13 protein-coding genes and 1 tRNA gene are annotated in these 11,821 nt (G+C 60.0%); 4 read left to right on the top strand and 10 right to left on the bottom strand.

Annotated features, from left to right (window positions below):
- Positions 1–39: 39 nt before the first annotated feature.
- The 9 genes from CKW30_RS05085 to CKW30_RS05045 all read right to left on the bottom strand — a co-directional run bounded on the left by CKW30_RS05085 (position 40) and on the right by CKW30_RS05045 (position 6,707).
- Positions 40–273, bottom strand: a complete 234-nt coding sequence (locus tag CKW30_RS05085) for a type II toxin-antitoxin system RelE/ParE family toxin (RefSeq protein WP_256584160.1) — start codon at positions 271–273, stop codon at positions 40–42.
- A gap of 25 nt (positions 274–298) precedes the next feature.
- Positions 299–493, bottom strand: coding sequence for a hypothetical protein (locus tag CKW30_RS05080; protein ID WP_056789559.1), 195 nt, complete (start codon positions 491–493; stop codon positions 299–301).
- Positions 494–723: 230 nt separating this feature from the next.
- A complete protein-coding gene (locus tag CKW30_RS05075) occupies positions 724–942 on the bottom strand; it encodes a hypothetical protein (protein ID WP_056789562.1) in 219 nt (72 codons plus the stop codon).
- Between the two features lie 108 nt (positions 943–1,050).
- Positions 1,051–2,730 (bottom strand): MFS transporter, encoded by a 1,680-nt coding sequence (locus tag CKW30_RS05070; protein WP_038861763.1) that lies wholly within the window; start codon positions 2,728–2,730, stop codon positions 1,051–1,053.
- Positions 2,731–2,908: 178 nt separating this feature from the next.
- Positions 2,909–3,676 (bottom strand): phosphonate ABC transporter, permease protein PhnE, encoded by a 768-nt coding sequence (phnE, locus tag CKW30_RS05065; RefSeq protein ID WP_095180157.1) that lies wholly within the window; start codon positions 3,674–3,676, stop codon positions 2,909–2,911.
- On the bottom strand, positions 3,673–4,500 hold the full coding sequence (locus tag CKW30_RS05060) for an ABC transporter permease (RefSeq protein WP_024013147.1): 828 nt from the start codon (positions 4,498–4,500) through the stop codon (positions 3,673–3,675). The genes phnE and CKW30_RS05060 overlap by 4 nt, the downstream gene beginning before the upstream one ends.
- The gene (locus tag CKW30_RS05055) at positions 4,494–5,291 is read right to left on the bottom strand and encodes a phosphonate ABC transporter ATP-binding protein (RefSeq protein ID WP_056789573.1); all 798 of its coding nucleotides are present in this window, start codon (positions 5,289–5,291) and stop codon (positions 4,494–4,496) included. The genes CKW30_RS05060 and CKW30_RS05055 overlap by 7 nt, the downstream gene beginning before the upstream one ends.
- Positions 5,288–6,151: a putative selenate ABC transporter substrate-binding protein gene (locus CKW30_RS05050; RefSeq protein WP_041480134.1), complete on the bottom strand. Its 864-nt coding sequence runs from the start codon at positions 6,149–6,151 to the stop codon at positions 5,288–5,290. Before CKW30_RS05050 ends, CKW30_RS05055 begins: the two co-directional genes overlap by 4 nt.
- 157 nt (positions 6,152–6,308) lie before the next feature.
- A complete protein-coding gene (locus CKW30_RS05045; RefSeq protein ID WP_041480136.1) occupies positions 6,309–6,707 on the bottom strand; it encodes a RidA family protein in 399 nt (132 codons plus the stop codon).
- Between the two features lie 113 nt (positions 6,708–6,820).
- Between CKW30_RS05045 and CKW30_RS05040 the strand changes: the two genes are divergently transcribed.
- The 3 genes from CKW30_RS05040 to CKW30_RS05030 all read left to right on the top strand — a co-directional run bounded on the left by CKW30_RS05040 (position 6,821) and on the right by CKW30_RS05030 (position 10,119).
- Complete coding sequence (locus CKW30_RS05040) at positions 6,821–7,714, top strand: LysR family transcriptional regulator (protein ID WP_056789579.1); 894 nt, start codon at positions 6,821–6,823, stop codon at positions 7,712–7,714.
- Positions 7,715–7,832: 118 nt separating this feature from the next.
- Complete coding sequence (locus CKW30_RS05035) at positions 7,833–8,993, top strand: radical SAM protein (RefSeq protein ID WP_056789581.1); 1,161 nt, start codon at positions 7,833–7,835, stop codon at positions 8,991–8,993.
- A 115-nt stretch (positions 8,994–9,108) separates the two neighbouring features.
- A complete protein-coding gene (locus CKW30_RS05030; protein WP_177342730.1) occupies positions 9,109–10,119 on the top strand; it encodes a GlxA family transcriptional regulator in 1,011 nt (336 codons plus the stop codon).
- 219 nt (positions 10,120–10,338) lie between these two features.
- Here the strand turns inward: CKW30_RS05030 and CKW30_RS05025 are convergent, their stop codons facing one another.
- On the bottom strand, positions 10,339–11,373 hold the full coding sequence (locus CKW30_RS05025) for an alpha/beta fold hydrolase (RefSeq protein WP_095180156.1): 1,035 nt from the start codon (positions 11,371–11,373) through the stop codon (positions 10,339–10,341).
- Positions 11,374–11,680: 307 nt separating this feature from the next.
- On the opposite strand from CKW30_RS05025, the gene CKW30_RS05020 reads away from it, so the two are divergent.
- Positions 11,681–11,755: transfer RNA gene (locus tag CKW30_RS05020), tRNA-Gln, on the top strand.
- Positions 11,756–11,821 lie beyond the last annotated feature (66 nt).

Genomic DNA, 11,821 nt, shown 5'->3' with positions numbered 1-11,821 from the left:
CGTTTGGGCGGCCGGTTGGCCGCCTTTTTTTATGAATGGTTATGGATATTTTTTTCGGGCGTGCAGCACGGTCAGAATTTTGATGTGGTCTGTCACCTGATAGACCAGTAAATAATTCGAGTTGATGACCATTTCGCGAGTGCCCGGTATTCGGCCGGAGCGGAAACCATGCGGTATCCAGGAAAGCCTTCGCGCTGCGGCGCTGAGCCTTTGGTGCAGTGCAACTGAAGCGACAGTGTTGCGTTGTTCTACGTATTCGATGATGTCAGCCAAGTCTCCAAGAGCCGGTTTACTCCAGCTAACCGGCAGCGCGTCGATTCTTGCGTCTCTCTTCCAGCATCTGACCTAGCAGCACCATTGCCTCATCGTGGGGGATAGGCGGACGTGGATCATCAAGTGCGGCTTGTACCTTGGCGCGATACCAAAGATCGTAATCCGCAGCCTCTTCTTCGGTTTCGAAGTCTGAAACGATAAGTGAAAGTTCAGCGCTCATCATGACCTCCATGATCAATGTGAAGCAGTCTAAGGGGATGTGGGCTCGTTGTCGTCACTGGCGGGACGAGGGAGGCATCATCCGCAAACAGACGATGCAAATCTGTCAGACGCTTCGCTTGTGATGCACGTGAAGTCGATCAGCTGTGTAGTTCAATTCTGTAGGAAATCAGCTTTTGGTCATCGGGCTGACAGCCGCCGCTCAACGCCGCGGCCACAGCCACGCTGCACTCAGTTACCGTCTGCAACCTTACGCTCGATCTCATCGACTTTGCGCTGTAGCTCTTCAGCTTCCTGCTCTTTGACCCGAGTGGAAGACGGCGTGATGATTTTGTCCACGCCTTCGGTTTTGCCGTCGCGGTCCTGCAGATCGCGCTCGACCACGTTCACCGGTTTGCCGCTGGCATCGGTGGGTGGGGCGTTGGGGGTTTTGTCGTCGTTGGGGTTCATGGCGCTGGCCTCCTGTGGGTGTACACATTGGAGACAGCGCGGCGGCAGACGTTCGAAATTTTTCAGCGGCGAGGCCCTCTCCCGCAGGAGAGGGCGCTGCGGCTTTTTTCAGTCCTTGAGAATGTCGCGATCCTTGGTTTCCGGCAGGAAAAACGTGCCGAGTATTGCCGTCGCCACTGCAATCACGATCGGGTACCAGAGCCCGTAGTAGATGTCACCGGTGGCGGCGACCATGGCGAACGCCACGGTCGGCAGGAAGCCGCCGAACCAGCCGTTGCCGATGTGGTAGGGCAGCGACATCGAGGTGTAGCGGATGCGCGTCGGGAACAGTTCGACCAGCCACGCGGCGATCGGGCCATAAACCATGGTCACGTAGATCACCAGCACGGTGAGCAGGAGTAGCATCATCGGGTAATTGATTTTCGCCGGGTCGGCTTTTTCCGGGTAACCGGCGTCTTTCAACGCCGCGCCGAGGTTGGCGGTGAAGGCGTCGTTGCGGGCCTTGAAGTCGGCGGCGGTGAGGGCGCTGCCTTCGAAGCTCTCGACAACGCGGTCACCGATGCGCACCTGCGCGACGGTGTTCGGTTCGGCGGCGACGTTCTCGTACGGGATCGCGCGTTTCGCCAGCAAGGTTTTCGCCAAGTCACAGGAACTGGTGAATCTGGCCTTGCCCACCGGATCGAACTGGAACGAACACTGATCAGGATTGGCGATCACTTTGACCGGATTTTTTTCCTGAGCGACGAACACGTCCGGGTTGCCGTACTGGGTCAGCGCAGTAAAGATCGGAAAGTAGGTCAAAGCAGCCAGAATGCACCCGGCCATGATGATCGGTTTGCGCCCGATGCGATCGGACAGGCTGCCGAAAATCACGAAGAACGGTGTGCCGATCAGTAGCGATCCGGCGATCAGCAGGTTGGCGGTTTGCGCGTCGATCTTCAATGTTTGCAACAGGAAGAACAGCGCATAGAACTGCCCGGTGTACCAGACCACTGCTTGCCCGGCCGTGCCGCCCAGCAGCGACATGATCACCACTTTGAGGTTGTCCCAGCGTGCAAAGGATTCAGTCAGCGGCGCTTTCGAGGCCTTGCCTTCGTCCTTCATTTTCTGGAATACCGGCGACTCGCTCAGTTGCAGGCGGATGTACACCGACACGGCCAGCAGAATGATCGACAGCAGAAACGGAATCCGCCAGCCCCAAGCCTCGAACGCCTCGTTACCCAGCGCCGTGCGACAGGCGAGAATCACCAGCAGCGACATGAACAGACCGAGGGTGGCGGTGGTTTGAATCCACGAAGTGAAAAAGCCACGGCGATTGCGTGGTGCGTGCTCCGCTACGTAGGTCGCCGCGCCGCCGTATTCACCACCCAGCGCCAGGCCTTGCAGCAAGCGCAGGGTGATCAGAATCACCGGGGCAGCGACGCCGATGGTGGCGTAGCCGGGCAGCAAACCGACGATTGCTGTGGACACGCCCATGATCACGATGGTGATCAGAAACGTGTGTTTGCGCCCGATCATGTCACCCAGACGCCCGAAGACGATGGCGCCGAACGGCCGCACCGCAAACCCGGCGGCGAAGGCCAGCAGGGCAAAGATGAATGCGGTGGTTTCGTTGACGCCGGCGAAGAAGTGTTTGGCGATGATCGCCGCCAGCGAGCCGTAGAGGTAAAAGTCGTACCACTCGAAAACCGTGCCCAGCGAGGAAGCGAAGATGACCTTGCGCTCCTCCTTCGTGATACCGCCGCTGCGCGGTGGCGTGCCGGTGGATGCTGTGTCGATTGTGGCCATGGGTGTTCTCCGTCGTGCTTATTGTTGTAGGCCGGAGTCCCCCGTTACTGCCTGTCGCACTCTGGCCCGTTGGCATCTGCCGCCGTTGCTCTAGCGTGAAGCTTGCACAGTCTGACCGCCTCGCAGGGCTGCAAGGTTTCCTGAAGCATAATCAGCTTTTGCCAGATATCCACTCGGCCTACGCTTTGACCCAACGCTGCCGGCTCCAGGCGCTCAACCAATCGACCAGAAACACCAGCAACAGCATCGCCAGAATCACCGTACTGGCCTGGGCTTCCTGGAACAGACTCAAGCTGACATACAGCATCTGGCCCAGGCCGCCAGCACCGACAAAGCCCAGCACGCTGGCCATGCGGATGTTGTTTTCCCAGCGATACAGGCAGTAGGCGAGCAGTTGCGGGGCAAGGTTAGGCAGGGTGCCGTAGCAGAACGCGAGGATCGGATTGCCGCCCTGCAAACGGATCGCCTCGGCCGGTTGTGGCGGAGTGTTTTCCAATGCTTCGGCAAATAGCCGACCGAGCACCCCAGTGGTGTGCAGGGCAAGGGCGAGGGTGCCGGCGTTCGGTCCGAGACCGGCGGCAAGCACCATCAGCGCCGCCCAAACCAGCTCTGGAATCGCCCGCAAGCCGTTGAGCAGCAGGCGCGCCGCACTTTGCAGCGGCCAGCCGAAACGCCCGGCAGCGGGCAGCGCGAGAACGATGCCGAACAGTGCCGCAAGCAGGGTGCCCAACGCGGACATGGCCAGTGTTTCCAGCGAACCGTGGGCAATGGCTTTCAGGTAACCGGCGCTCAAGTCGGGACTTAGAAAGCGCTGCACGTAACTGCCCATCTGCTTGAGGCTATTGGCGCTGCCGAGTTCGGCGAGATCCAGTTCCAGATAAGCGAAGGAAGCGAACACCGCAAATGCGATCACGACGATCAGCAGCAGGTTGATCAGGCGCCTCATGTCAGCCTCCAGCGCAGCAAGCGGCTGAGTTGATCAGCGCACAGCACCAGGAGCAGGAACGTCAGCAACATGCTGGCGACTTCACCGCCGGCAAACATGCGGATCGACAGATCGATCTGTTGCCCCAGCCCACCGGCACCGACAAAGCCCATCACCACCGAGGCACGGATCGCGCACTCCCAGCGATACACCGTGTACGAGAGCAGTTCGGCGGCGACATTCGGCAACGTGCCGTAGGCAAACGCCGCCAGTCGACCGCTGCCGGCCTGCAACAATGCGTGCGCCGGGCGCTGGTCGGTGGACTCGAATATCTCCGCGTAAACCTTGCCGAGCATACCGCTGTAGGTGATGGCGATGGCCAACACGCCCGCCGCCGGGCCGAGGCCAACGGCACGCACAAACAACAGCGCCCAGACGATCTCCGGCACGCTGCGCAAAAAGATCAGCAAGCCGCGTACCGGCCAGCGCAGCAAGCGCCCGGGCAGGCTCGGCACGCCGCCCCGTGACGCCGCCGAGAGCGACAACGCGCGACTGGCGATCAGGCTTGCCGGCACTGCCAGCAGCAACGCCAGGGCCATTCCCGCTGTGGCAATCGCCAGGGTTTGCAGGGTGGCTTTGAGCAACAGTTGCAGGAACGCCTGATCGTGCGCCGGCGGCCAGAATGCCGAAACAAAACGGCCCATTTCGTTCTGGCTATCGGCCTGAAACAGCACGCCCAGGTCCAGCTCGCTGAGCTGAATGCCCGGCCACAGCAGGGCCAGCGCCAGCAGCGTCAGCAACAATCGCGGCCACGCCGCCGGGTCCCGTGAATCGGCTTTCAGCATCGCGGAATCTGCACAATCAAAGGCGCGACCGCCGGCGCAGGCGATTGCAGTTGTTCATTGGCGTACAGCGCATCGAGTTTGTCGCGACTGACTTGATCGGATGGGCAATCGAAAAGAATCTGCCCGTCGCGCAAACCGATGATCCGTGGAAAGTGCGCCAGCGCCAGATCCACCGCGTGCAGGCTCGCCACCAGCGTGACGTTGTGCTCGCGGGCGTGACGCGAAAGGATCGACAGCGTATGGCCGGCAAGCACCGGGTCCATGGCCGAGACAGGTTCGTCGGCAAGCAATATTTCCGGCGCCTGATACAGCACTCGCGCAATGCCGACGCGCTGCAATTGCCCGCCGGACAACTGCTGGCAATGGGCGAACAGTTTGTCGCCCAGATCCAGCCGCGCCAACGCCGCGCGAGCGCCCGCCACATCCAGTGGATGCAGCAGGTTCAGCAGACTTTTGCCCAGACTCCACTGACCGAGCTTGCCGGCCAGCACCGCCGTAATGACCCGCTGACGCGGCGGAATCGGCGGCGCCTGATGCACCAGGCCGATGCGCGCACGCAGGCGCTGCCGCTGGTGCGCCGACAAGTGCCAGGCGCGTTCGCCAAGCACTTCGATGTCGCCACTGCTGGGCTTGAGCGCGGTGGCCAGCAGATTGAGCAGGCTCGACTTGCCAGCGCCGGACGGGCCGATGATTGCGACCTGTTCGCCAGCGCCAATCTGCACGTCGATGTTACGAAGGGCATCGACGCCATTGGCATGGCGCAGGCTGCCCTGGGTGAGGCGTAGGGTCATTTCAGCAGTTCGGCGGCGCGGGCGGCTTCCTCGATGCCCTTGTAGTTCTCGGGCTTGGTCTCGATGAAGCGACTGGCGGCCTGCAGATCGAGGATCTTCTTCTGCTCAGGATTGGCTGGGTCGAGGTCGAGGAAGGCTTGCTTGATCTTCGCGGCCAGCTTCGGATCAAGAGTGCCGCGCACGGTCCAGTTGTAATCGAAGTAGGTCGGGGTGGTGGCGAAGACTTTGACCTTGTTGGTGTCGACCTTGCCGGCGTCGACCAGTTTCTGCCAGACGCTGGCGTTCAATACACCAGCGTCGACCTTGCCGGCCTGCACCCAGGCAACGGTGGCGTCATGCGCGCCGGAGTAGGCGACACGGCTGAAATAGCCTTCAGGCTTGATGCCGTCGTTTTTCAGCATGAAGTAACGCGGCATCAGGCTGCCCGAGGTGGACGACACCGAACCGAAGGCGAAGGTTTTGCCCTTCAGATCGGCGAGGCTTTTCACGTTCGGGTCGGCGGTGATGAATTTGCTGGTGAACTGCGCATCCTGTTCGCGCTGCACCAGCGGGATCACCGGTGTAGTGGCGTCGGTCTTCAAACGTGCCTGCACAAAAGTGAAACCGCCGAGCCAGGCCATGTCGAGGCGATCGGTGGCCAGCGCTTCAACCACCGCCGGGTAGTCGGCGACAGGCACAAACTGCACCTTCATGCCCAACTGCTGCTCAAGATAGGCACCCAGCGGTTCGAACTTGCGCAGCAGCTCGGTCGGGGCTTCGTCGGGAATCGCGCTGACGCGCAGGACATCAGCGGCTTGCGTCATCAGGGCAGAAAAGGACAGCGCCAGACCGGCGGTGAGGGCGAGGGTACGCTTGAACATAGAATTCTCCGTTTCGTAAGCGTCAACATTCGAAGGGCAGCCGCTACCGGGCGGCGCGCCACGTCAGGGTAGACGAAACGGCGAGGTTATACGCATTCGCGAGGAGATTGGCCAGCCTCCGTGCCGGCGCGGTGTGTCTGTTTGTGTACGGTTGCGGTCAAGCCGCTTCCGGCAGTTTGGCAATCACCTTGATTTCAAAATCGAAACCCGCCAGCCAGGTCACGCCGACAGCGGTGATGGTCGGAAACGGCGCTTCGCCCCAGAACTCCGGCACCACAGTCCAGATCGTTTCGAACGTCGAGTGCGGATCGACCATGAACACGGTGACATCCACCGCATCATCGAAGCTGCAACCGGCCGCAGCGAGGATCGCGTTGAGGTTGTGGAAGGCGGTGCGCACCTGATCGCGCAGATCGGCCTCGGGCGAGCCATCCTCACGGCTGCCGACTTGTCCGGAGACAAACAGAAACCCGTTGGAGCGAATCGCCGGCGAGTAACGGTGACGCTCATACAGGGCGTGGCGGGCGGGTGGGAACACTACATCGCGCTTGGACATGGGGCTGACTCCATCAGTGGTTGATGGGGTGACTTTAGGTATTTGCAGCTGCCGGATAAACGCGCAAGCTTGGCGTTCACTGTTTGCAAATTCCAAACAATCGAGAGGCGCGGATGGACCGGTTCGATGCGATGCAGGCCTTTGCCCGGGTGGTCGAGGCGGGGAGTTTCACCAAAGCTGCCGAAACCCTGCACATGAGCAAGACCACGGTGACGCAACTGGTGCAGCAGCTGGAGGCGCGGCTGCGGGTCAAGCTGCTCAATCGCACTACGCGCAAGGTCAACGTCACCGCCGATGGTGCGGCGTATTACGAGCGGGTGATCAAGTTGCTGGCCGACATGGACGACGCCGAAACCAGCCTGCCCGGTGCCGCCGCACGGCCACGGGGGCGCTTGCGCATCGACGTGCCGAGCCCGTTCGCGCGGCACATTCTGGTGCCGGCGTTGCCGGAGTTTCATGCGCGCTACCCGGACATCCAGATCGACATGGGCGTCAGCGACCGCATCGTCGACATCATCGATGAGAACGTCGATTGCGTGGTGCGCGGCGGCGAATTGCTCGATCAATCGCTGATGGCGCGCAAGCTCGCCGATCTACCATTGGGGGTATTTGCCGCGCCGGCTTATCTGGCTCGCGAAGGTACGCCCGACCATCCACGCGAACTGGAAGACTCCCATCATCGGGTGGTCGCGTTTCTTTGGGCTCGCACTGGTAAACCTCTTCCGTACACGTTGCACAACGGCACCGAGCGCTTGCAGATCAAGGGCCGGCATGTGCTTGCGGTAGATGACGGCAATGCCTATCTAGCGGCGGGACTGGCGGGCATGGGGGTGTTGTGGTTGCCGACGTATATGGCCGATGCGCATGTCGCGCGCGGCGAGCTCGTGCCGTTGTTTGAGGGCTGGCGCCTGGAAAGCATGCCGCTTTACGTCGCGTATCCGCCGAACCGGCATGTCAGCTTGAAATTGCGGGTATTTATCGACTGGATTGTGGCGTTAATGGCGTAGGGCTCTGGTGCGCTTATTGCTTTACGTGAAGGCAGGTCGTCAGAAAAACAACCAACCCGGCGACCCGAACGTGCTCGTGATGAGAGGCGCACGTTCGACCCAAGGAGCTATGCGCGTAATGAATATGTACATCGATATCGTCGGCGCCTGCAATCTGAGCTGCCCGTCATGCCCGATGGGTAATTCGGAAAATGCCAATTTCAAGAAAGCCATGCAGCTCGATATGTTCACGCAGATTGTCGATAAGGCACGTCGTGAAGGGGTCAAGGCGATCTTCTTGTACAACTGGACCGAGCCGTTGATTCACCCGCGCATTGGTGAGTTCGTCGAAATCATCAACGCAGCTGGCTTGCAAAGCGGCATCAGCTCCAACCTTAACCTGGCCAAGAACATTGAAAGCGCGATGCTCGCCAATCCCTGGTTCTTCCGTGTCTCCCTGTCCGGGTTCCACCAGGATACCTACCGCCAAGGGCATGTCGGCGGCGACATCGAAGTGGTCAAGCAGAACATGATCAAGCTGCATGACCTCAAGCAGCGTCACGGCCTGAATACGCTTATCGAGGTCTATTACCATCGCTATCTGGATAACCTCGAAGAAGAGGGGCTGATGCGCCAGTTCAGCGAGCGCCTGGGTTTCAATTTCTCCACCGGCTACTCGGTGATGATGCCGCTGGAAAAAACCTTCGCTATCGTCGAAGACGATGCCTCGGTCACCGACACGGACCGGGAAACCCTCAAGCGCCTGGCGTTGCCACCGTATGCAGACCTGGTCAATCTGGTCAAGCAATACCCCAAACAGGCGTGCACCCTGAAAGATGATTGGCTGGTACTCGATTGCAATGGCAATACCGTGCTGTGCTGCACGATTTTCAATCAGGCGGAATACAGCGTCGGCAAGTATCTGGACATGCCGGTACAGGAATTGATGAGTCGCAAATCCACGCAAAAGAACTGCGTGGACTTGTGCAACCGCTGCGCGAAGAACGGTCTGCACATCTACTCCGCATCGCCCAACAAGGGGCCGCTGGAAAGTCATGCGGTCAATCGCATCATCGACTTTCAACGACGCACGATTCTCGAACAGCCGATCGATAGCGAACGTCTGGGCCGTACAGGTGAAGTCAGCGCCGAGCACTTCGATGAGGAGCAATATTTGCGCCTCAATGCCGACGTAAAGACTGCAATCGCCACAGGCGCCTTCTCCAGTGGCTATCAACACTACGTCCTGTTTGGGCGCCTCGAAGGTCGGCTCGGGGCGGGGTTGAATACGATCGTTTGAGATACCCGGGGCGACGGCCATGGGTTGTTTGAAGGTGTGGCCTGATGACGTGATTGACTCTTTACCGGTTCCGGCCAACTATCGGCGCACAACAATGTGACCGATGGATTGAAACTTGACCGAACGACGCCAATTCAGCGGAGGCATGAAGGGGAAAAACCTCCGCTATCTGAATGAGCAAAGCGATAACGCGCAGTTGACGCGCACCGGTTTTCTGCTGCTCGAACACTTTTCGCTACCGGCCTTTACGCAGACGCTGGACGCCGTGGTGACTACCAATCTGTTGCGCCCGGGGCTGTTTACCTCGCGCACCTTCGGGCTGGGTGAGGGCGAGGTCATCAGCGACCTGGGGCTGGTGATCCGCCCCGATGCGCGTCTGGACTCAGCAGCGCTCGAGGAATTGGATCTGCTGGTGGTCTGCGGCGGTTATCGCACTGAACTGCGAGCGAGCGATGGGTTTGTGCACTTGCTCAAACTCGCGGCGGAGCGGGGCGTCAGTCTGGCCGGGTTGTGGAACGGTTCGTGGTTTCTCGGGCGTGCCGGGTTGCTCGACGGCTACCGTTGCGCGATTCACCCGGAACATCGCCCCGCGTTGACGGAAATTGCCAAGGCTACGCACGTCAGCAGCGAGCCTTATGTGATCGACCGCGACCGGCTCACCGCGTCGAGCCCATCGGGGGCTTTCCACATGGCGCTGGACTGGATCAAAGGCCTGCACGGCAAGGCGCTGGTCGAGGGTGTCGAGGACATTTTGGCGTTCGAGGAATCGCGCTACCGGCGAATCAAACCGGATGAAAACATCTGCGTCAGCGCGCCGTTGCGGGAAGTGATCAAGCTGATGGACGCCAACCTCGAAGAACCGCTGGAGCTGGAACAACTGGCGGTCTACGCCGGCCGCTCACGGCGCCAGCTCGAGCGCTTGTTCAAGGAACAACTGGGCACCACGCCGCAGCGCTACTATCTGGAACTGCGCATCACCGAAGCACGGCGCCTGCTGCAACACACCGAGCTGTCGCAGGTGGAAGTGCTGGTGGCGTGTGGTTTCGTTTCACCGAGCCATTTCAGCAAGTGCTACAGCTCGTATTTCGGTTATCGGCCTTCGAAGGAAAAACGGCTGGTTAAATAGATCGACCGGTGCAATCCCCAAAAACCCTCACCCCAGCCCTCTCCCAGAGGGAGAGGGAGCCGACCGAGGTATCTTGCGCTGTACATCGACCTGAAAGATGGGCGTCGACTTTGGATTCAATACAGCGCTTTCAGGTCGGCGTAAATCTCGAATATCCCCCAATCAGTTCCCTCTCCCTCCGGGAGAGGGCTAGGGTGAGGGGTATTGAGGGCGGGTCTGTCAGAGACGATCAGCATCGATTACAGCTTGCGCAAACGCCGCCGGGCTTTCCTGGGGCAAATTGTGCCCAACCCCACCCTCAATCAACCGGAACTGATATTTCCCGGTAAAACGCTTGGCATAGTCCTCAGGCTTGGGATGTGGCGCACCATTGGCATCGCCTTCCAGGGTAATCGTCGGCACGCTGATCGACGGGGCAGTCGCAAGCTTCTCTTCCAGCGCGGCATATTTCGCCTCGCCCTGCACCAGGCCCAGCCGCCAGCGGTAGTTGAACACGGTGATTTCGACGTGATCGGGGTTCTGCAACGCTTGGGCGCTGCGGTCGAAAGTGGCGTCGTCGAACTTCCACTGCGGCGAAGCCAGCTGCCAGATCAGTTTGGCGAAGTCGTGGGTGTTCTTTTCATAGCCGGCACGGCCGCGTTCGGTGGCGAAGTAGAACTGGTACCACCACTGCAATTCGGCTTTCGGCGGCAGCGGGTTTTGCCCGGCGGCCTGATTGCCGATCAGGTAGCCGCTGACCGCCACCAACGCCTTGACGCGCTCCGGCCACAATGCTGCGACGATGTCCGCCGAACGCGCGCCCCAGTCGTAGCCGCCCAGCACTGCTTGCTTGATCTTCAGCGCATCCATGAAGTCGATCACGTCGCTGGCCAGCGCCGCCGGTTGGCCGTTGCGCAGGGTGTTTTTGGAAAGGAACTGCGTGTCGCCATAACCGCGTGCATACGGCATCAGCACGCGGTAACCCTTGGCCGCGAGCAGTGGTGCGACTTCGTCGTAGCTGTGAATGTCGTAGGGCCAGCCGTGCAGCAGAATCACCACTGGGCCATCAGCGGGGCCGGTTTCGGCGTAGGCCACGTCGAGCAAGCCAGCCTTGATGTGCTTCAGCGGGCCGAAAGGCGAGGGCGCGGAATAGCTGACGGCGGCGGGTTCTGTGGTTTGCGCCTGAGCGCTGCCGACGGCGCCGAACAGTGACAGTGCCAGGACTGACAAGCCGAGCGCGGCGGTGATTTTAGAGGTGTGCAGAGCCTGTTTCATGCTGACGTCTCCTTTGCGAGCCTGTGGCCAAGGGGCTGGATGAACCCTTGAAACCCTGGGTGCATTGAAGCGTGGCGAGGTATCTGCTCTGTGTCGCCAGAGAGCGTTTTTGCATTGGGTTGTGTAGCAGCGGGGCGCGTACACAGTGTGATACATGGCGATGAAACGGTGAGTTTTCGCGCGAAAATAATAAGTCGCTGTTTTAAAACAAAAAAAATTTTATTTCGGGCTTCCCAAATGAAATGAATGTTGTTAAATTGCGGCCCGTTCTCACAGCGATCCTAACGGAGCCGCTGATCAGAGCTACAGGGGCGTCGCCAAGCGGTAAGGCAGCAGGTTTTGATCCTGCCATGCGTTGGTTCGAATCCAGCCGCCCCTGCCATCTACGAAAAAACGCCAACTTCGCAAGAAGTTGGCGTTTTTTTATGCCTGCGATTTACCGCGCTCG

Origin of the sequence: Pseudomonas sp. Irchel 3F6 (genome assembly GCF_900187595.1) — a bacterium.
GTDB lineage: Bacteria > Pseudomonadota > Gammaproteobacteria > Pseudomonadales > Pseudomonadaceae > Aquipseudomonas > Aquipseudomonas siliginis.
The sequence above is the reverse complement of the archived record's forward strand: the minus strand, read 5'-3'. Positions and strand labels throughout refer to the sequence as shown.

Coding starts and splice junctions, on each gene's coding strand:
- CKW30_RS05080 (WP_056789559.1), bottom strand. CDS start 493: ATGAGCGCTGAACTTTCACTTATCGTTTCAGACTTCGAAACCGAAGAA.
- CKW30_RS05075 (WP_056789562.1), bottom strand. CDS start 942: ATGAACCCCAACGACGACAAAACCCCCAACGCCCCACCCACCGATGCC.
- CKW30_RS05070 (WP_038861763.1), bottom strand. CDS start 2,730: ATGGCCACAATCGACACAGCATCCACCGGCACGCCACCGCGCAGCGGC.
- phnE (WP_095180157.1), bottom strand. CDS start 3,676: ATGAGGCGCCTGATCAACCTGCTGCTGATCGTCGTGATCGCATTTGCG.
- CKW30_RS05060 (WP_024013147.1), bottom strand. CDS start 4,500: ATGCTGAAAGCCGATTCACGGGACCCGGCGGCGTGGCCGCGATTGTTG.
- CKW30_RS05055 (WP_056789573.1), bottom strand. CDS start 5,291: ATGACCCTACGCCTCACCCAGGGCAGCCTGCGCCATGCCAATGGCGTC.
- CKW30_RS05050 (WP_041480134.1), bottom strand. CDS start 6,151: ATGTTCAAGCGTACCCTCGCCCTCACCGCCGGTCTGGCGCTGTCCTTT.
- CKW30_RS05045 (WP_041480136.1), bottom strand. CDS start 6,707: ATGTCCAAGCGCGATGTAGTGTTCCCACCCGCCCGCCACGCCCTGTAT.
- CKW30_RS05040 (WP_056789579.1), top strand. CDS start 6,821: ATGGACCGGTTCGATGCGATGCAGGCCTTTGCCCGGGTGGTCGAGGCG.
- CKW30_RS05035 (WP_056789581.1), top strand. CDS start 7,833: ATGAATATGTACATCGATATCGTCGGCGCCTGCAATCTGAGCTGCCCG.
- CKW30_RS05025 (WP_095180156.1), bottom strand. CDS start 11,373: ATGAAACAGGCTCTGCACACCTCTAAAATCACCGCCGCGCTCGGCTTG.